Origin of the sequence: Mycobacterium florentinum (genome assembly GCF_010730355.1) — a bacterium.
Lineage (GTDB): Bacteria > Actinomycetota > Actinomycetes > Mycobacteriales > Mycobacteriaceae > Mycobacterium > Mycobacterium florentinum.
The window spans coordinates 6,114,494-6,134,045 of the sequence record NZ_AP022576.1; the positions used below are offsets into that span (position 1 = coordinate 6,114,494).

At 64.3% G+C, this 19,552-nt stretch carries 19 protein-coding genes; 8 read left to right on the forward strand and 11 right to left on the reverse strand.

Annotated elements, in window-relative coordinates; translation table 11 throughout:
• Positions 1-3: 3 nt before the first annotated feature.
• Together G6N55_RS28800 and G6N55_RS29995 are read right to left on the reverse strand one after the other, a co-directional pair.
• Positions 4-705: a histidine phosphatase family protein gene (locus tag G6N55_RS28800; protein ID WP_163667802.1), complete on the reverse strand. Its 702-nt coding sequence runs from the start codon at positions 703-705 to the stop codon at positions 4-6.
• A gap of 156 nt (positions 706-861) precedes the next feature.
• Positions 862-1,572, reverse strand: a complete 711-nt coding sequence (locus G6N55_RS29995; RefSeq protein ID WP_085221660.1) for a chitin-binding protein — start codon at positions 1,570-1,572, stop codon at positions 862-864.
• Positions 1,573-1,948: 376 nt separating this feature from the next.
• Between G6N55_RS29995 and G6N55_RS28810 the strand changes: the two genes are divergently transcribed.
• Both G6N55_RS28810 and G6N55_RS28815 read left to right on the forward strand, forming a co-directional pair.
• Entirely contained in the window at positions 1,949-2,734 is a 786-nt protein-coding gene (locus G6N55_RS28810; protein ID WP_085221738.1) for an acyl-CoA thioesterase domain-containing protein, read from the forward strand.
• Positions 2,731-4,287 carry a class I adenylate-forming enzyme family protein gene (locus G6N55_RS28815; protein ID WP_085221661.1) on the forward strand — a complete coding sequence of 519 codons (1,557 nt, stop codon included), beginning with the start codon at positions 2,731-2,733 and terminating at the stop codon, positions 4,285-4,287. Before G6N55_RS28810 ends, G6N55_RS28815 begins: the two co-directional genes overlap by 4 nt.
• An 87-nt stretch (positions 4,288-4,374) precedes the next feature.
• Here the strand turns inward: G6N55_RS28815 and G6N55_RS28820 are convergent, their stop codons facing one another.
• A complete protein-coding gene (locus tag G6N55_RS28820; protein ID WP_085221739.1) occupies positions 4,375-4,995 on the reverse strand; it encodes a TIGR03085 family metal-binding protein in 621 nt (206 codons plus the stop codon).
• Between the two features lie 71 nt (positions 4,996-5,066).
• On the opposite strand from G6N55_RS28820, the gene htpG reads away from it, so the two are divergent.
• Both htpG and G6N55_RS28830 read left to right on the forward strand, forming a co-directional pair.
• Positions 5,067-6,992, forward strand: a complete 1,926-nt coding sequence (htpG, locus tag G6N55_RS28825; RefSeq protein WP_085221662.1) for a molecular chaperone HtpG — start codon at positions 5,067-5,069, stop codon at positions 6,990-6,992.
• Positions 6,993-7,064: 72 nt separating this feature from the next.
• On the forward strand, positions 7,065-7,277 hold the full coding sequence (locus tag G6N55_RS28830; protein ID WP_085221663.1) for a hypothetical protein: 213 nt from the start codon (positions 7,065-7,067) through the stop codon (positions 7,275-7,277).
• 22 nt (positions 7,278-7,299) lie between these two features.
• On the opposite strand, the gene G6N55_RS28835 is transcribed toward G6N55_RS28830, so the two are convergent.
• Positions 7,300-9,066 carry a DUF3556 domain-containing protein gene (locus tag G6N55_RS28835; RefSeq protein ID WP_085221664.1) on the reverse strand — a complete coding sequence of 589 codons (1,767 nt, stop codon included), beginning with the start codon at positions 9,064-9,066 and terminating at the stop codon, positions 7,300-7,302.
• 417 nt (positions 9,067-9,483) lie between these two features.
• Between G6N55_RS28835 and G6N55_RS28840 the strand changes: the two genes are divergently transcribed.
• Positions 9,484-10,677, forward strand: coding sequence for an MFS transporter (locus G6N55_RS28840; RefSeq protein ID WP_197747375.1), 1,194 nt, complete (start codon positions 9,484-9,486; stop codon positions 10,675-10,677).
• Here G6N55_RS28840 and G6N55_RS28845 read toward each other — a convergent pair.
• A complete protein-coding gene (locus G6N55_RS28845) occupies positions 10,631-11,311 on the reverse strand; it encodes a PadR family transcriptional regulator (protein ID WP_085221666.1) in 681 nt (226 codons plus the stop codon). The genes G6N55_RS28840 and G6N55_RS28845 overlap by 47 nt on opposite strands.
• A 69-nt stretch (positions 11,312-11,380) precedes the next feature.
• On the opposite strand from G6N55_RS28845, the gene G6N55_RS28850 reads away from it, so the two are divergent.
• Both G6N55_RS28850 and G6N55_RS28855 read left to right on the forward strand, forming a co-directional pair.
• Complete coding sequence (locus G6N55_RS28850; RefSeq protein WP_085221667.1) at positions 11,381-12,460, forward strand: NAD(P)H-dependent flavin oxidoreductase; 1,080 nt, start codon at positions 11,381-11,383, stop codon at positions 12,458-12,460.
• Positions 12,461-12,595: 135 nt separating this feature from the next.
• Positions 12,596-12,979, forward strand: a complete 384-nt coding sequence (locus G6N55_RS28855; RefSeq protein ID WP_163667646.1) for a VOC family protein — start codon at positions 12,596-12,598, stop codon at positions 12,977-12,979.
• 213 nt (positions 12,980-13,192) lie between these two features.
• On the opposite strand, the gene G6N55_RS28860 is transcribed toward G6N55_RS28855, so the two are convergent.
• Entirely contained in the window at positions 13,193-14,812 is a 1,620-nt protein-coding gene (locus G6N55_RS28860) for a GMC family oxidoreductase (protein ID WP_085221669.1), read from the reverse strand.
• A gap of 128 nt (positions 14,813-14,940) precedes the next feature.
• On the opposite strand from G6N55_RS28860, the gene G6N55_RS28865 reads away from it, so the two are divergent.
• On the forward strand, positions 14,941-15,558 hold the full coding sequence (locus tag G6N55_RS28865; protein WP_085221670.1) for a TetR/AcrR family transcriptional regulator: 618 nt from the start codon (positions 14,941-14,943) through the stop codon (positions 15,556-15,558).
• Positions 15,559-15,628: 70 nt separating this feature from the next.
• Here G6N55_RS28865 and G6N55_RS28870 read toward each other — a convergent pair whose 3' ends face one another.
• The 5 genes from G6N55_RS28870 to G6N55_RS28890 all read right to left on the reverse strand — a co-directional run bounded on the left by G6N55_RS28870 (position 15,629) and on the right by G6N55_RS28890 (position 19,545).
• Positions 15,629-16,483 (reverse strand): GNAT family N-acetyltransferase, encoded by an 855-nt coding sequence (locus tag G6N55_RS28870; RefSeq protein WP_085221671.1) that lies wholly within the window; start codon positions 16,481-16,483, stop codon positions 15,629-15,631.
• 153 nt (positions 16,484-16,636) lie between these two features.
• Positions 16,637-17,254, reverse strand: a complete 618-nt coding sequence (locus tag G6N55_RS28875) for a hypothetical protein (protein ID WP_232078862.1) — start codon at positions 17,252-17,254, stop codon at positions 16,637-16,639.
• Between the two features lies 1 nt (position 17,255).
• Positions 17,256-17,762: a DUF2505 domain-containing protein gene (locus G6N55_RS28880; protein ID WP_085221673.1), complete on the reverse strand. Its 507-nt coding sequence runs from the start codon at positions 17,760-17,762 to the stop codon at positions 17,256-17,258.
• An 84-nt stretch (positions 17,763-17,846) separates the two neighbouring features.
• Positions 17,847-18,602: a sensor domain-containing protein gene (locus G6N55_RS28885; RefSeq protein WP_085221674.1), complete on the reverse strand. Its 756-nt coding sequence runs from the start codon at positions 18,600-18,602 to the stop codon at positions 17,847-17,849.
• A 190-nt stretch (positions 18,603-18,792) separates the two neighbouring features.
• Positions 18,793-19,545 (reverse strand): sensor domain-containing protein, encoded by a 753-nt coding sequence (locus tag G6N55_RS28890; protein WP_085221740.1) that lies wholly within the window; start codon positions 19,543-19,545, stop codon positions 18,793-18,795.
• Positions 19,546-19,552 lie beyond the last annotated feature (7 nt).

The window sequence follows — 19,552 nt, forward strand, 5'->3', positions numbered from 1 at the left end:
AAATCAGCACGGCGGCGGATCGGCATCCCATTCGGTCAACGTCCAGCCGTCGGAAGGATTTCCGGTGAGGACCACGTGGCCGACGTTGGTCAGCGACTTGGTTTTCAGCAACGACGGGTCGGCATTGCGCGCGTTCATCAGCACCCAGAACATGATCGCCGCGCTGTGCGAGAACGCGACTGGATTCTGCTCGCCGCTGTCGTAGATCCGCTGGACGGCTTCGGTGAACCGCGCGTTGAACTCGTTGCCATTCACCGAGCCGGGGATCCGAGCGCTGCGATCGCCCTGCAGCCAGCGCGCCGGAGCCGCGAAGTAGGTCTGGGGGATATCGGCCTCGGGGGTGCCCTCGAACTTGCCGGCCTCGATCTCCCGCAGCCCGGGCAGCACCGTGATCTGTTCACCCAGCACTTGTGACGTCGGTGTGGCCGTCTCCTGGGTGCGGATCATGGTCGAGGCGTAGACACCGTCGTAGTGGTTGGGCGCCAATTGCGCAGCCACCACGTTCGCCTGGCAGAACCCCCGGGGTGAAAGTTCGGGGCCCGGGACCGTGGTGTCGATCAATCCCGACGCGTTGGCCGCCGATTGGGCATGTCGCACCAGCGTCAGCGTGATAGTGCGATTGCCGGCGGCGTGTGCGGGCGCCCAGCTCGCGGCGAGCGCCGCGATGAGGGCGACGGCAACGAAACGTCGTACGTTCACGGCGATTTCACCAAAGCGCGAAGACGCCGTTGTCATCCGCAGATTCACGCGAGAAGTGTAAGACGTTGCGGCCAGCCGCGCCGCCCGAGCCCGCACAACAGCGCACGACGCCCGCCTCGCCGGGCGGCGAAACGGGCGTCGTGGTGGGTCGAGGTCAGCGATTTACAGCGGGATCCACACCCCGAAGAACCAGAAGCCCCAGGCGTTGAAACCGGGATCCCACACGGGGGTTTCCTGGTAGCCCCAGTAGTTGATCGGGCCATAGTTCCACGGACCGCCAGGCGGCGGGAGCGGTCGATCCCACGCCGGACGAGGCGGCTCACCCGGTCCCCAAGGGCCAGGTCCGTCGCCCCACGGCGCGTTGTTGAAGTAGCCGCGGTGCGGATCTCCGTGCCACGGCCCGCCGGGACCACCGGGTCCGCCCGGGCCACCCGGCCCGCCGGGACCACCAGGTCCGCCCGGACCATTGAAACCAGGGCCGCCGGGATGTCCCGGCCCGCCCGGGCCACCGGGCCCGCCGGGACCACCTTGAGGTCCACCTGGGCCGCCCGGGCCGTGTTCCCCAGGGCCGCCGGGGCCACCGGGCCCGCCGGGACCACCTTGAGGTCCGCCTGGGCCGCCGGGTCCACCGGGACCACCTTGAGGTCCGCCTGGGCCGCCGGGTCCACCGGGACCGGGGCCACCGGGTCCGCCAGGATCATTTGGCCCGGTCGGAGCGTGGCCGCCCCCGCCGGGTCCGGGAGCGCCATGGCCTGCCGGCGCCGAAGGTGGTGAACCAGGAGCGGCATTTGCCAATCCGGCGCCCACGCCCAGCGCTGACGCACTAAAGGCGCCGGCGAGCGTGGCCGCCGCAATCAATTGCTTGAGTTTCATATTCCCCCCACGTATTTGCTAGTGGATATATCGAACGTCGACCCCCAACCCGCTCAAGACTAGATAGCCTAGCTATGAGTCGGCTGTGACTTGCCACTGCGAAGGCCTTGGTGAATCCGTTGGCATTCGCTGCTCGACAGGTGGGCAAGGGGCCGCCCGTCTCGGGTACGAAAGTCAATACTGCTGTGCGCGTGGAGTTTTGACACCAACGGCAACGGCATATCGCGCGACCCGGAAGACGAACTGTAACATCTACTGTTGCTTACCTCAGAGGAGGAATCTTGATGAAAGCCCTGTTCGTGCGGAGACGCATGTGGTGACCGAGCCGAATATCCTGGCGGACGGCGTCGATTCGACGACGCCGATGCCGTACTTCATGCGCGACGAAAGCCGTTACGTGCCAACGGCAATGGCGCGCGGTGGGTGGGGCCCGTCCATGAGCGGACACGTGGTCGGTGGGATCCTGGCCGCAGCCCTCGAGGGTGTGGTCGACGACCCGGAGCTGCAACCTGCGCGGCTGACGGTCGACCTGCCCGCACCGGCGGCGCTGGAGCCGTTCGAGCTGCACACCAAGGTGCAACACGAACGCCGGCGATTACGGCTGGTCGAGGCGCTTCTCATCCAGCGTGGCGAACCGGTCGCGCGGGCCAGCGCGCTGTTGTTGCGGCGCGGCTCGCAGCCCGACGGCACAGTGTGGTCACAACCTTTGCAGATGCCGCGGCTGCCCGTCGAGCAAGACGGTGACACCCCCACGCTGTTCCTGCGGACCTACGGCTGGGGCGGAGACCTTCAGAATCCCGATCCCGAGTGGGACATGACCGGACCGAAGTACACCTGGCTACATGAAACGCGTCCATTGGTCGACGACGAGCCCCTCACGCCATTCACCCGCGCTGCGCTGTGTGCCGACGTCACTGCCGCCATCGCCAACTGGGGCAGCAAGGCGCTGGAGTTCATCAACGTCGACTACACGCTCACTCTGAGCCGACTGCCCGAAGGACCGCACATCGGGCTGGCCGCACTGACCCACTACAGCGACGGCGGAGTGGCCAACGGTTCGGCCGTTGTCGTGGACCACCTAGGCCCGGTCGGCAGCGCGGTGTCCGTGGCCATCGCGCACTCCGGATTTCGACCACCCTCGGACTTGCCGTCGGCCGGATGACGACCCGAGAGGACGTCACCTACTGGCGGTTGATCACCGAATCGGCTCAGCATCAGCCGAATCGGGCGCTTTTCGCCGACGACTATGGTCGGAGCCTGAGCGCACGTCAGCTTAACGACGCCGCATGCGAGACCGCGGCCGCGTTCGCCGACCGTGGGATCGGCGCGCAAACTGTGGTGTCCTGGCAGCTGCCAACCACGCTCGAAACCGTGGTGGTCATGGCGGCGCTGGCTCGACTCGGCGCCGTGCAAAACCCGATCATTCCGATATTGCGGGAGCGTGAGGTCGGCTTCATTACCGGTCAGCTGTCGACCGAATTCCTTGTGGTTCCCGAAGTTTGGCGTGGATTCCATCACGGCGCGCTCGCACGGTCGTTGGCGTCGGCTCAGGGCTTCGAGGTCATCACCGTCGACCTGGCGACACCCCCACACGCCGGTGAGCTACGGCTTCCGCGTGCCAGTGCCGAGACCCTCACCGCGGCGCCCGGTGGCGACAACCAGTGGATCTACTACTCATCGGGAACCACCGCGGCGCCCAAGGGGATTCGCCACACCGACAGCACGGTGATCGCCGGCTCGCGCGGGATGGTGGCGGCGATGGGGATCACCGCAGCCGATGTGGATCCGATCGCCTTTCCGATCGCCCATATCGGTGGGGCCGCCATGGTGGCCGCCTCGCTGATGACCGGCATGCGCCTGGCGCTCTTCGAGGTATTCGATCCGGCCACGACACCGCTGGCGATCGCGACACACAATCCGACCTTCCTGGGCACGGCCACGCCCTTTTTCGTCGCCTTCCTGGAAGCCCAACGGGCCCATGGCGATCAGCCCCTCTTCGGTGCGTTGCGGGGTTGCATCGCCGGGGGTGCGCCGATCACCGCCGAACTGGGACGGCAGGTCCGCGAAACCTTCGGGATGCCCGGCATCGCCAACGCCTGGGGGATGACCGAGTTTCCCGTGGCGACCTCGCCGCCGCTGAACGCCGCGCCCGAGGTGCTCGACTACACCGTCGGTGCACCGGTATCGGGCGTCAGCGTCCGCGTGGTCGACAGCCGGGAGAACGAACTGGCCGTCGGCCAGGAAGGGGAGCTGCGGCTCAAGGGGCCGCAATGCTTCCTCGGCTACGCGGACGCCACGCTCGACGCCCACGCGTTCGACGACGAGGGCTGGTTGCGCACGGGCGATCTCGGGCTGATCGATACCGACGGCAACGTCCGGGTCACCGGCCGAATCAAGGACGCGATCATCCGCAACGCGGAGAACATCTCGGCCCTCGAGATCGAAAACGTGCTCGCCACCCATCCTGCCGTCGCCGACGTCGCCGTCATCGGGGTGCCCGACCGCACCGCGGGGGAGCGGGTCTGCGCAGTCGTGATACCTGCCTCGGCCGACGGCGTGTCATTGGAATCCCTGGTACAGCACTGCCATTCGCGGGGCCTGAGCCGATACAAACATCCCGAACACCTCGTCATCGTCGACACCTTGCCGCGCAACCAATTCGGCAAAGTCATCAAGAAGGATCTGCGCGAGGCCTTCGGTCGAGGCCAGCTGTGAGGCCCCATCGGATCAAGAGTGCGGCATTGTCATTCCAGAAGGGTGTGGAAGTGCCGTTTGTAGCCGAGCCGTCGGCGTGACGGAGGGCTAAAGCCCCTTGGGCGCATCGCGGACGGCCTGCACCGTGGACGCGTCGCCGTCGAACTCGACCCGGGCCGCTCGCCCGACCGAGAACAGCAGCAGCTCTTCGGGCGCACCGGTCACGGTGACGGCCGGGCCGCTGCCCGCGATCAACACCGTCCTGCCCTCCGGGATGCGCAAGGCGACCCGGCCGGGAACCTTGGCAAGCGTCATCCGGGCCATCAGCGGAAGGGTGCGCCGCAGGCTGTTGGCCAGGGCGGGTTCCAGGGCTCGTGGCGTCCAGCTCGGCTGCGCGCGGCGGACGTCCTCGTGGTGGATGAACATCTCGCCGATATTGGCCACCGGGTCGAGCAGCTTCAGCGGTGAGTAGACGGGCGGACCGGACGCGACCTTGTCCAGCAGCGCATTCCAATCGGTGCGCTCCGCCACGTCGTCTTGCACCTTGGCGGTGTGGCCGGCGAAGAACGGGATCAGGATGCCGGGTCCGGCGTCGGGACGATATTCGCGAATCACGAGGTGGGCGGCCAAGTCCCGGGTGGTCCAGCCGTCGCACAAGGTGGGCGCGTCCGGCCCGACGCTGCGCATGGTGTCGACGAGGGCGGCACGTTCGCGTTGAGCAACAGACACCTGAATTCCCTTCACCGGGTGGGCTGACCTCTTCAGCGTAGAGCCGGAGCACAACGGTAGATTCGAATCCCATGAATGCGGGTGTTGAGCAATTGGAATTCCAGGCCGAGGCGCGCCAGCTCCTCGACCTGATGGTCCACTCGGTCTACTCCAACAAGGACTCGTTTCTGCGGGAGTTGATCTCGAACGCGTCGGACGCACTGGACAAGCTTCGGCTGGAGGCGTTCCGCAACAAGGACCTCAACGTCGACACGTCTGACCTCCATATCGAGATCGACGTGGACAAGGGCGCGCGCACCCTCACCATCCGCGACAACGGCATCGGCATGACGCGCGACGAGGTCATCGGCCTGATCGGCACCCTGGCCAAGTCGGGCACCGCCGAGCTGCGCCAGCAGCTGCGGGAGGCCAAGAACGAGGCGGCGTCGGAGGAACTTATCGGCCAGTTCGGGATCGGTTTCTACTCGTCATTCATGGTGGCCGACAAGGTCGAGCTGCTGACTCGCAAGGCCGGCGAGAGCGAAGCCACCAGGTGGGAATCGACCGGCGAGGGCACCTACACCATCGAATCCGTCGAAGACGCCCCGCAAGGTACCGCCGTCACCCTGCACCTCAAACCCGAAGACGCCGAAGACGAGCTGCACGACTACACCTCGGAATGGAAACTGCGCAGCCTCGTCAAGCAGTACTCCGACTTCATCGCGTGGCCCATCCGCATGGAGGTCGAGCGGCGTACCCCAGCCGAAGAAGAAGGTGGCGACGAGGTCGTCACAATCGAGACCGAGACCTTGAACTCGATGAAGGCGTTGTGGGCCAGGCCCAAGGACGAAGTGTCCGACGAGGAGTACAAGGAGTTCTACAAGCACATCGCGCACGCCTGGGACGACCCGCTCGAGGTCATCGTGATGAAGGCGGAGGGCACTTTTGAGTATCAGGCCCTGCTTTTCATCCCGTCGCACGCCCCGTTCGACCTGTTCAGCCGTGACGCCCAGATCGGGGTCCAGCTGTATGTCAAGCGCGTGTTCATCATGGGCGACTGCGACCAGCTCATGCCCGAGTACCTGCGCTTTGTCAAGGGTGTGGTCGACGCACAAGACCTGTCGCTCAACGTTTCTCGCGAAATCCTGCAGCAGGATCGGCAGATCAACGCGATTCGTCGCCGCCTGACCAAGAAGGTCCTGTCCACGATCAAGGATCTGCAATCCGAGCGGCCCGAGGACTATCGCACGTTCTGGACCCAGTTCGGCCGGGTTCTCAAAGAGGGTCTGCTGTCCGACGTCGACAACCAGGACACCCTGCTGCAGATCTCCTCATTCGCGTCGACGCACAGCGAGGAGGACGCCACCACCCTCGCCGAATACGTCGCGCGCATGAAGGAAGGACAGGAGCAGATCTTCTACGCCACCGGCGAGACGCGACAGCAAATCCTCAAGTCGCCGCACCTCGAGGCCTTCAAGGCCAAGGGCTACGAGGTCCTCATTCTCACCGACCCCGTCGACGAGGTCTGGGTGGGCACCGTGACCGAATTCGACGGCAAACCCTTGCAGTCAGTGGCCAAGGGCGAAGTCGACCTTGATTCCGACGAGGACTCGAGCGACGCCGAACGCGAGGAGCGGGAGAAAGAATTCGCCGACCTGCTGACCTGGTTGAAGGAGACGTTGAGCGACCACGTCAAGGAGGTGCGCCTGTCCACTCGCCTAACCGAATCGCCGGCCTGCTTGATCACCGACGCATTCGGAATAAGCCCGGCGCTCGCCCGCATCTATCAGGCTTCCGGGCAAAACATCCCGATCGGCAAGCGGATCCTGGAACTCAATCCGGATCATCCGCTGATCACCGGGCTGCGCCAAGCCCACCAGGAGCGCGCCGACGATCCCACGGTCGCCGAGACCGCGGAATTGTTGTACGGGACGGCGTTGCTGGCTGAGGGCGGTGCTCTCGAGGACCCGGCCAGATTCGCTGAACTCCTCGCGAATCAATTGACTCGCACGCTCTAAGCAGGCAAAACACGCCCCGTCGGTCGAAATTACGTGCGGTTGAAACTTGACCGAAGGGGATAATCACGTCGCATGGCCACGTTTCGGGCTATCGATCCACACGGCGAGATAGTCGCAACGAAGAGTTTCGACAGCGCAGAGGCTGCACACGCATGGTTTATCGACACCGTCGCGGGCAGTTCTGAGCTGGGTTGGCGCATGGAAGTCGACGACAACGGATCGTGGGCGTTCTTCGACGACACCGGCGGCTTTACCGCCCCGGCGAGTCGTCGTCCGCGCAGCTAGTTGTACTGCCCGGGCAGTACAACTAATCGGCGGTGGATAGCCGCTTGGTGGCATCGTGGGTGAGGTGGACGGGGAACTCGTCGCCGGGCTCGGGCCACGGCTGACGTGCCAGCATGTCCTCGACGGTGACGTAGCCCTCCTCGATCACGCCGGCCTTGGCGTCCGCGATCCGATACCACTGTCGTTGGGTCTGGATGGGTTGGCCTTCCAGAATGACCACCCGGACGTCGCCCTCGTCGAACTGACAGCGCCGCTGCAAGGCCTCCAGCAGTTGCTCGTTGTGCAGGTGGCCTTCGCCGAAGTTCCAGCCGACCAGGGGACCGGCGACGGCTTCGCCCTCGCGCATCCGGTACGCGGTTTCGTCGTCGATGGCGCGGGGCAGCAGCCCATTGAGCGCGCGACCATGAGTGTGCATCGACCGAAAGGCGCCGGCCTTGTCGATCGTGATCTCGGCGGTCGCCTCGTCGTAGAGCCTGGTCAATTGCTTCGCAGTGAGCGCAGAGCTTTTCACGACGTTGGTTTCGATCTTCTCTTCCGCACCGGCGCGGAAGCACCACACGCTGGTCGCCCAGTTACCGGCGTAGTAGCGCATCGCCGGTAGAAACGAAAACTGCTGGGGGAAAAGGTTTCCCAGAATCGGCACCACGGCCAGCGCGACGACGAGGATGGCCAGCAACAGCGGTGACTGAAGGTCCGTCGCGTGAATTGTGTTGTAGTGCCCGAACAAATAGAACAGCGAGAAGATCAGGAACACATTCCACTCCAACGGAACTCCCATCGGGAGGTTGGAAATGATGTTGAGGTGGAAGATCACCATGAAGGCGATCAGGAACCATGCCCAGCGATGACCGTCCGCGAAGAAGACCAGGACCAAGGGCACCAGGAATTCGGCCGTGGTGCCGCCCACGTGTGCCATGACTTTGGGCACCCACGAGGGACGTAGGTCATTGACCGGGTCACGGTAGAGCCGGTGCTTGACCCAGTTGAACAGTTTGCTGCGCAATAGCGGGTGATTGCTGGTCATCACCGCGACGACGTACGGGAAATGATGGTTGAGCTTGGAGGTCGCCGCCCCCCACCAGAGTCCGAGCATGATGATTTTGAAGGCGGCGATCTGGTCGGTGAAAGCGAAGAAGAACACGAACAGGGTCAGCCAGTAGTGTTCGCCGCGCGCCGCCAGGAACACCGTTTTGTCGCGCAGACCCAGCAGCGCCAGGGCGATGATCGCCGGCACCAGCAAGGCCGGATCGAGCAGGCCGACATCGCCCGACGCGGTGACCGGGCCGCCGCGGCCTGCCGAGAGCAACGACCACACACCGGAGGCCAGCACGATCGCGTAGAGGGCCACGTCGATGATCGAGCGACTGTCGCCGCGGGTGAAGGGAACCACGCGCGGCCAGGGTGGCAGACGAATCGTGTTGGGCCGCAACCAATAGAGGAAGCCCCCGATTGGGGGCCAGAATCGTGCCGTGAGCGGTCCGGATCCGCAGCCCAGGCCGAGCACCTCGAACAGCAGCGTGTAGACCACGACCTTCTGGTACACGATCGGTTGCGTCCACCAGTCTTGGATGCGATCCAGACCGCCCAGACCGGGGGTTAGCGAGATGACCGCCGCGGCCCCGCCGGCGTAGGCGGCCATCTTGAGTACATACAGCAGATAGATCGCATACGGGGTGCCGAAGCCGTGCTCCACCCAATGCCGTGTCACCACTTGCATCCGCGTGGACCGCGGCAGCGAGGGCCAGGTGTCGCGATCGACGTCTGGAAGGTCCGGCGTGATGAATCCCATGATGGCCTCGTTCCGCGTTGAACCCTAGTAGGCGATTACTAAATGTAGCGAAACCATGCGATTTAGTCGTGAGCTTGGGTCCGAATGCCGCAACCAAGACTCGACGACCGAAAGACAACACGCATTTCCTTCTGGCGAAGAGCTCATTGTGAGCCTTCGCCAGCGCGTTGTAACGAAATACGCTGTCGTGACACGTTTGCCATCGCAACCGTGCTCGAAGCGCGGAATGCCAAAGCGAATTCAGCTCTGCCACTTTGCTGGCTCACGCGATGGTCGTTCATGTGGATGGTTGTTCAGCGAGAGGGCGAAATGAGTTCAACGACAGAACAGGTAGTGCCCGCACGCCATCGGACGCCGCTCAATCGCTCACAAATCGTGGGTTTCTGGGGGGCATGGACCGGCTGGACGCTCGATGGGATGGATTCGTTCATCTACGCGCTGGTGCTCACGCCCGCGCTGACCGAACTGTTGCCACGGTCGGGGATCTCCGCAACGCCGGCCAATGTCGGGCTCGTCGGATCGATCCTGTTCGCCCTGTTCCTCGTGGGCTGGGGGCTGTCCTTCATTTGGGGACCGATCGCCGACCGGTTCGGGCGGACCAAGGTGCTGGCGGCGACGATCTTCACCTTTGCGATCTTCACCGGCCTTTCGGCCATGGCGCAAAACGTCTGGGAGCTCGCCACCTTCCGTTTCATCGCGGGTGTCGGAATCGGCGGCGAATGGGCCCTCGCCGGGACTTACGTGGCCGAGGCGTGGCCAGAGGATCGACGCAAGATGGGTGCCGGCTATCTGCAGACTGGCTACTACGCCGGTTTCTTTCTGGCCGCGGCGCTCAACTACACGATCGGTGTTCATTTCGGTTGGCGCGCAATGTTTCTGACCGGCGCAGTGCCAATCGTGATCGCGATCCTGATTCTGACGCGGGTAAAGGAGACCGAGAAGTGGCAGCGGGCCGAGGCGGGCACCTCGGTCCGGGTGAACCCGTTGCGCGAAATCCTCGGCGCGCGCTATCGGCGTCGCACCTGGGTGGCGTGTGCGCTGCTGACGATCGCGATCGTGGGATTGTGGGCAGGCACGGTATACGAACCGACGGCCGTGATTCAGCTTGCGCAGCATGCGGGTCTGGGCAAGGGTGACGCGACCAGAACGGCTTCGTGGGCGACCGGCTTGTTGTCGATCGGAACCATCCTGGGTTGCCTTGTCCTGCCGGCGATCGCGGAACGCGTCGGACGCCGGAAGACGTGCGCGATCTATTTCGCGGGAATGGCAGTCGCGATCACGGGCAGCTTTGGCTGGGCGTTCTATCTGCCCAACGGCCTCGCGCCGTTTATCGCGTGGCTGTTCGTGCTCGGCTTCTTCGGCGGCAACTTTGCGCTGTTCAGTCTCTGGCTGCCCGAGCAGTTCGAAACGCGGGTGCGTGCAACGGCGTTCGCGTTCTGCACCTCGATCGGCCGGTTTGTCGGTGCCGGCGTGAACTTCGTGCTCGGCGCCGCGGTACTGCACATGCATACCCTGGGCTTGCCGGTGGCCCTGACGGCGGTCGTGTTCGTCATCGGACTCTTCATCATTCCGCTGGCGCCCGAGACGCACGGCGAGACGCTGCCACAGTAGGGGAGTCGTCGCCATATTGCGAGGGCCAGCCGGCAGTAAACGCATGGGCTGGCACCCTGGCGCCGGTCGCCGGCGTCACGCCGGTCCATTCTCTGATCGCGTCTTCGGCCCAGCGAGCCCAGCGGATAACGGCCTGGTGTTGGCCCATCAGCAGCTTGCCGGTGATCGCGGCGACGGGCAGGCGGTCGGGGAATGGCCCGCCAGTGGTGTCGTACTCCGCTAATCTGTTCATGATCTCGGCGAGTCGCGCCTCGGCGTCGGCCCGGATTTCGGCCACCGTCGCGCGGAGCTGACCTACGTCGCCGGCATCGGCGAAGGCCAGTTTGATCATCGCTTCGAATTCCATCCGCATCCCGGCTGCGGGTGCATCCAGCCAGTCGCGCAACGCGTCGCGCCCGGCGTCGGTGATCTCGTACACGGTGCTACGCCGTTTGCCCGTAAAGGTGACCCGCGGGTCGGCCAGGCCGGCGGACGCCAGCTTCTTCGGCTCCTCATAGATCATGCTGGCCGCCCGCGGCCAGAACCAGCTCAGTGTCCGCTCCATCTGTTGTGCGAGTTCATAAGTCGTGAACGGCTGGATAGAGAGCAGCCCGAGGATCGCGAAGGATGTCGGGCTCAGCTGCCTGCGTGACATGGCTTGACAATACTCCAGAACGGACTAAGGTAAAGATGCTCCGATATGGAGTATTAGTTGGGAGGGGCGATGCCCGATTCGACCAGCAATTCTGCGATCGACGACGATCACCCCGGCCCGGTAGTTGTGCCGCCGGATACGACTGGATTTGAAACGCGGTTGACCCGCGAATACGGCCTCCGCCACCCGCTGGTGGGTGCGGGCATGGGATTCATCGCGCACGAACGGCTCGCCGCGGCGGTTACCAACGCCGGTGGATTGGGTGTGCTCGGTGCATCCCCGGACCCGGCCGAAAGCCTGGCCGTGATGGTGGAACGATTGCGCGCCTTGACGTCTGGCCCGTTTGGGGTGGACCTCATTTGTGCTGACACCGGGCTCGGCCCGGCCAGCACCGACAAGCACATCGACGAATGCATCCGGCTGGACGTGCCGCTGGTCGTATTTCACCACGACCCACCCCCGGCCGACTGGGTCAGGGCGCTCTGCACGGCGGGAATACAAGTGTGGATGCAGGCATCTTCGCCTGAGATCGCCGCGACTGCAATCGGATTCGGGGTCAGCGGAATCGTCGCACAGGGCAGCGAAGCCGGCGGTCACGCCCGCGGACGCATACCGCTGCACGCACTGTTGCGCACCATCCAACACAACTGGCCGGACATGCTTCTGCTCGCGGCCGGCGGCATCTCCGACGGTACCGCGGTGGCCGCCGCGTTACGCGCGGGCGCGGACGGAGTGTGGGTGGGCACCGCCTTGGTCGCTGCCGCGGAAGCCAATGCCCATCCCGAGTACCAGCGTCGGCTCGTCGATTCGCCCGGTAAGACGTTGCGCACCAACGCCTTCGGGCCCGAGTGGCCCGACCAGCCATACCGATTGCTGGCGACCCCCGCGGTGCACAGCGCTGAGGCAACCACGGCTCGGCAGGACGAGACCATCGGGGGCACGCGACTTTTTCCGCACTCCGCCAACATGGCGTACGACTTGCCGGTCAGGTCGGCGTTGCCCCCGACACCCGAGACCAGCGGTGATTGGGAGTCGATGGTCTATCCGGCCGGGCAGGGAGTGGGCGCCGTTCGCCGCATCGCGCCGGCCGCCGAGATCATCGAACAGATGATGGGCCAGGCCCGCGCATGTCACCCGCTCAGTGCTTGACCGTGGTAAATCCGCTGCGGTGCTGGGGATGTTGGCCTCGACACGCAATGATCGAGATTGCGCGGATGGGGCCGACGTCGGGCCATTGCCATCCAGATCAACGTCCAGAGGGTTTCTATGCCAACTTTCAGTAGGGTGTCGCACATTTCGTTCTCGGTTCGTGACGCCGAGGTCAGCGCCCGATGGTGGGCTGCGCTCTTCGACCTGACCGAAATCGACCGGGCCGCCGGCGATGGATGGCATGGGATCTTGCTGATGCATCCGAGTACCCGGACCATCATCGAGTTCCAGCAGCACGACGCGCATCAGGGTGAGGCCTTCGACCCACGGCGTACCGGGTTGGATCACGTGGCATTCAAAGTCGACACGCGTGCCGAACTCGACGAGTGGCTGGCACGTTTCGAGCAGCTGGGCGTAGACCACACCCCGATCGCCGACCGTGAATACGGTGCGGTCCTGACCTTCAGGGACATTGACGGCATTCAGTTCGAAATGTTCTTCAAGGCCGACCACCCGTAGACGTACGAGTAAGGCTGTGCCGCACAAACGTTCGCTGCTGACGGTGCTGCGCCGGGCCGCTACGGGGCGAGCCAGCACCTCCGATCTCAGTTGCGAGTCGGATTGCTATTTGCGGGCCAACATTCGTTGTTTGGCCTGCACACTCGCCCTGCTGGCCGTCGTCGTTCTGGCGGTGGTGTCGATTTGCAGGGGACCTTGACTCGTAGCGAGCCGTCAGCACCGTGTATCGGAGCCCGGGCGACGAGATTTCTTGATCAGGTCGGCGCCCTTTTCGGCGATCATGACCGTTGCCGCATTGGTGTTCCCACTGATGATGGCGGGCATGACCGATGCGTCGACGACCCGAAGTCCTTCGACGCCACGAACTTTGAGCTCGGGATCGACGACCGCTCGTTCGCCGACACCCATCGCGCAGGTGCCGACCGCGTGGTATTCGGTCTGCGACCAGTTCCTCGCGTGAGCGGCCAGGGTGGCCTGGTTCAGGTTCTCGTCAGTGGGGAGATTCATTCCCTTGAGGAACTTCCGCAACGAAGGCTGCTGCGCGATCTCGATTGCCGCGCGCAGGCCCGCGATGACGTCGTGAACATCTGCCGGGTCGGAGAAGTAGGCCGGATCGATGCGCGGAGGCTTCAGTGGATCGGCGTAGCCCAGCCAGAGCCGGCCACGGCTGCGCGGGTGGGTCGGGGCGGCATTCATCGTGAAATTCGGCAGTGGCGGACTGAAGTGACCGTGGTCGACGAATGACGTCGGCCCCCCGATGAATTGGATGTTCGGGATGCCGTCGCCAGCGGTGGACAGGAATCCACCGACCTCGCCGCCGTTGGAGGCGAAGGGGCCACCGCGCCGGTCCTGCCAGAGCGCAAGGTTTTCCGGGCTGGCCATCTCCAGCAGATCCGTCGAGTCCTGGGTTGCCCAGACAATGGGGGTCATCGTGTGATCGTGCAAATTCTCCCCAACACCCGGCACATCGGCTTTGACGTCGATGCCCAGTGCGCGCAGCGCGTCGGCCGGACCGATGCCCGACAGCAGCAACAGTTGCGGGGAGTTGATGGTCCCGCCGGCGAGAATGACCTCCGCCCCGGCATGGGCGGTCTTCTCCGCGCCATCGTGCAGGTAGGCCACGCCGGTGGCGCGCGTCCCGGACACGAGAACCCGGGTCGCATGCGCATTGACCCGCACGGTGAGGTTGGGCCGCGCGAGTGCCGGTCTCAGGTAGCCGTCGGCACCCGACCACCGCCAACCTTCATGGCAGCTGACTTGGTAAGCGCCCGAACCGATCTGGGAGGTGCCGTTGAAGTCTTCGGTGGTAGCCAGGCCCCATGCGCTGGCCGCGCTGACCCAGCCGTGCGAGAGCTCATGCGTGAACATCCGGTCCTCGACGTGCAGGGGACCGCTCTGGCCATGCAGCGGTTCACCGAGGCGGCTGTTGTTTTCGGCTTTGATGAAATAGGGCAGCACGCTGTCGTAATCCCAGCCGGTGCAGCCGCTTTCGCTCCAGCCGTCGAAGTCGCTGCGGTTTCCACGGATGTAGACCATCAGGTTGATCGACGACGAACCACCCAGCGTCTTGCCGCGGGGGTAGGTCATCGATCCCTGATAGTGCGTCTGCGGTTCGAGGCGATAATCCCAGTCGACTTCCGTCCCGAATAGGGAACTGAAGATGGCGGGGACCCGAATTGCGTCGTGGGTGTCCTCGGGGCCCGCCTCGAGTAGAAGCACTTGAACCGACGGGTCTTCGGAGAGTCGGTTGGCCAGCACGCACCCAGCGCTACCGGCTCCGACGATGACGTAATCGAACGAATTTTTTGGTGAAGCTTCCGGTGAAGATGTCATGCGCCGAACGTACCTCTATCTGAATGCAAGTGCAATCAGATGGTGACTGCCCTCACATACTCTGGCGGTAAGAGCGCAGGTTGGCTTACGCTTTGCATCATGGGACGCGTGCAATCAGAAGGTCTTGAATGAGGGATTACGACGGAAAGACAGCCGCGGAACGGGTCGCCGAGCGTCGTGCCCGATTGGTCGACGCGGGCATCGAGCTGTTCGGCGAGCTCGGCTACGCAGGCACCTCCATCCGGGCGGTGCTGCGACAAGCGGAGCTGCGCGACCGTTATTTCGGCGAGAGTTTCGCCGATCTGGACGCGCTGCTGGCGGCCGTCTACGACCAACTCATCGACGAGGAAGTCAGTGCTTGCCGAGCCGCGGTCGACGCCACCACCGGGGCCTCGGAAGGCGCGCGGGCGATGATCGACACGATCAGCCGGGGGCTGGACGGCAACCCCGGCCACGCGCGCATCAAGCTTCGTGAGGTGTTTTCCGGTGGGCCGATGGTTGCGCTCCAACGCCAGGAAGGACTTCGCAAGTTGGCCCAGCTCGTCGCCGACCTGCTGCCGGCGGTCGACGGCATCGACGATCGTCGGCGGCTGTTGCTCGGCGTCGGCGTGGTGGCCGCCGCCGACGCTTACTTACTCGCCTGGCTGGACGGTGAATTGGACGTCACCCGCGAAGACGTCGTCGACCTCGTGACGCAGGTGTTCGATTCGGTGGCGGCCGGCATGACGGTCAGCCCGTCGGGATAACCGTCAGATGCCCTCGCCCTGCAGCAGGGCGTGGGCTTTCAGCGCCGACAGGGCCGGTTGCAAGCGCTCGTCAGTACCCGATCGACGCCAGGGAGGAACCGCGCGGTTCTTGGTAGTACCCCATCGCCATCAGGTTCAGCATGTAGACGACGCGCAAGCCGTGATCGAAGCACCATCGCAAGAGCTCGGCGTTGCGCAACGGAACAAGAAATCCGTTCCAGGAGAACGCGTCTGCGTCGGCGATCAACGCCATCAGGTCTTCGTTGCTCACGGCAACAGAGTGGCCGGTGAACCCGACGTCGGTCGTGTACGCGGTGATTTGGCCGTCGCGTTCGACGACCTTCGCCGATCCGTGCGCGATCGCGTCGCGCAGCTCGCCGTTTCGGTCATGGCCATGCACCTGTAGACAGAGCTTGTCGCAGTCGGCCAGATCCGCTTCGTGAGCTGCGCGCACGTCGTATCCGCTGATTTGCATCGACAGTGGCCTGCCCTGGATTGCGGCGAGGGGTTCACGGACTTGAAAGCCGAGCTTGGTGTAGAGGCTCATCGAACGGTTGTGATACGCGACCTGTACCAGTCGCACTCCCAACGCCTGCTGCTCGGTGCTTCGGTCCAGCACGGCCTGCATCAAGGCGCGACCGATGCGGCCGTCCTGGACATCGGTGGCCACGCTGACCGGGCCCACGCCGAATATCGCCGAACGTTCGTCGAGAAAGTTGCTACCGACTACCCGACCGTCGGATTCGGCTACGACGCTGAAGTATCCGGGGTGCGGCTGCAATGCCGAGACGAGATCGTGAGCTTGCTGTACCGAGCGGAAGTCCGACGGAAAGTTGTGCCGGGCAGCGATGGCATTGAAGGCCTGGTAGCAGATGCGCGCGCACTCGTTGGTGTCTGCCTGCGTCATGGTGCGTATGCGGGTCATCTGGTGTTCCTTTATCCGTCGCCTGCACTAACGACGTAGCCTACCGAGTTGACCGACAGCTAAACACCCTGCGGCTGAAAGGCTCACGCTTCCAGCAAAGAGTTCGTGCCTTTCAACCGTGTGAAAACCAAAGGGGGAGAGCCGAGTACGTGTCTAGCCGCCGATCACGAAACAGCGGCCACTGCTCGATGCGAGCAGGACCTCTTGAACCGCGGACTTATCGATCGTCGGGAATTCGAAGCGATGGGTTTGTTGGCCGGCCTCGATGGCGGCATCTTGAGACTCGTTGGTGCCGTCTTTCTTTCGCACGATCGCCGTGACCTTGTCGGGCTTCGACAGGTTCTGCGGCTCGTGGAAATACCATATTTCGATTCCCGCTCCGGCTGAATTCGCTTGCCAGCCATCGGAGTAGTAGCACGCCGGATTGCCCTCGGCGTCCGGCGGAGGCGGTGTACAGATCGACAATCCGACGCAATCGGGCGGCGCACTGCTCGTCCCCGCCGGCGCGACGGCCGTGGTCGGAGACTTCGGAGCGACGGTGGTGCTGCTGATCGCCGCCGGCTGCGCTGAACTCGAGCCGGGAGCGTTGGGTCCGGACGCCTGATGCGAGCCGCACGCCGTGACGGCAATCGCTAGCGTAATTGCTCCTGGGGCGAACAAGCTGCGAAGCATCTTCTTGGCCCTTCTATGAGCGAAGCAGCGGTCGTTGCTGACGAATACAGAGCTAACACCTCGACGCCCTCGCATGGCAAGAGGCCCGGCAGTGGACAACCTAGGAGTGGTCGGCGATCCAGCTGGTGGTGAAGCGCTGCAGCGCGGGGATGCTCTCATCCAGGCCGGCGCCGAGGGTCTTCTCGAGCTTGCCACCGACCAGCGGGATCTTGACCTCCACTTTGCCGGCGAATCTCAGGTGTGTCCCGTTGCCGTTGGGTTCCAGCCGCGCATCGGCGCGGCTCCCTCCCACCCTGGGCGAGGCCGTGACGTTGACCTGCCCGAGAACATGACCGTCACCGGCCGGTTTCCAGGTCTCCTCGTGCACGAGTTTCAGCTCGCCGCGTGCGAATTTGGCAACCGGCCCGGGCAATAGCTGGCGACCGAGGTGCTGAGTCACCCGCACTGTCACCCTGCCGTCGGGATCGACGTTCAGTGAATCCAGGGTGGTGGTCGTGGTATCCCCGAGGGCGATGCGGGCCAGCCAATAGTCCTCGCGACTGAACGCCCAATAAATCTGTTCAACGCTGGCGGGCGATTCGGTCGAGACATCGAATGAGCGCGGCATAGCAACCCATTCTTACCAAAGTCGCGACTCTCGTGTCGGTCTTGCTCGAATCGATTGAACGCCAGGGGAACTGGCGCGCGACGATTACTGCTTGTCGACTTTGGCGACGATCTGTTTGGCGGCAGTGATGCCCGCGTCGCCCGGACCCTTCCCGCACGCCTCGGCGTCAATCACGACGTTGTTGCGCACCGTCAGGGCCCGTTGACAGGTCTGGGACATCGACTCGCTGCCCTTGCTCAGACTCACGCTCACGGTGGTGCTCACTATCCCGTTGGCGTTGGAAACCGGTCCCACTTTCCATTGAATTTGCGGGGCGTCCGCGTCGCTGCCGGGCACGGTTTCCTGGCGGTTCGCGCAGGAGGACCAGCGCTGCGACGACGTGTTGAAGAAGGTGCGCGCCTGGTCGGCGGACGGATACAACACCACGAATTGGGTGACGTCGGGGTTCGGATCATTCGAGTCCGGGGGTATGGGTGCAATGTCGCGCTCGCCGTGCACCGCGGTGTTGCCGCTGCCTGTGTAAATGGGTGCCAAGCCCTCGCCGGTGATGAAGAGGCACTCGGTGGGGAACTTGTAACTAGCGGGGAACACCTCGGCGCTCTTGTCCTCTTGCAGCGTGTCGAAAGTTTTGTCGGTCTTCGAACCCGTGACCCCGAGGACGCTGTCGACTTCGGCGGGAGTGAGCAAGAGGTTCGGCAGCGCGGCTTGCGCGAGGGGAGGCTTCGACGACGTCGTTGTCGTGGTCGAAGACGAAGCGGTGCCGCCCCCGTTGCCTCCGCCGCAGGCAGCGACCAGTATCCCGGTAGTGGCCACGGCGGCGGCGACTGCAAATTGACGCATCCTTGATGCCTTTCCTGCTCGACTCGACAGGGCACCACGCGCCCGCGTGTCAGTTGTTGAGAGATTGTTTGCGGATGGAGCATACGACAGCAGCGCGGGTCTCGCGGTGTTTGCGGAATTAAGGACGCATCCAAGATCGCAACCGAGATCGCAGCGCGAACTACCAGATTCACGCGGACGGGCGCAACCTCTACTGTTTGTCGACTTTGCCAGCGATCTGATTGGCGATGTCGACGCCCACGTCTCCGGGGATTGGGCGGCAGCCGTCGACGTCGATCGCGATGTTGTTGCGTGCGGTCAGCGCCCGCTGACAGCTCTTGTCGATCGTCTTGCCATCCTTGGTGAGGGTTATCGATACGGTCGTGCTCAGAACTCCGTTGGCACTCGACACCGGTCCCACCTTCCACTGAAAGCCCGGCGATTTCGCGTTGTCGGGAACGGTGCCTTGGCGGTTGGCGCAGGCGGGCCAGCGTTCCGACGACCTGGTGAAGAAGGCGCTGGCCTGCTGGGCGGACGGATACATCACCACGTATTGGTTTGCGTCAGGGGTCGAACCATCTGAGTCGGGCGAGGGGACGCTGATTCTCTCGCCGTGAACCATGGTGCTCCCGCTGTTGGCGTATACCGGCGCGAGAGCAGGACCGGTGATGTACAGGCATTCCTGGGGAAAGGTATATCCCGCCGGCCCCAGGCCCGCGGTCGGGTCTTCTTGCAACGAGTCGGACACTTTGTCGGTCCTCGCGCCGGTAACACCCAGGACGCTGTCGACCTCGGCCTCGCTGAGCAACAGATCGGTGAGTGCGGCCGGCGGGAGCGCCTGCTTGGTGGCACTCGTCGAGGGCGTGAATGCGGATGGGGGGCCGGTGCCGCCCCCGTTGCTGTCGCATGCCGCAACCAGCATCGCAGCGGCGGCGAGTGCGGCGACGGCTGGTAGCTGACGCATCATTGCG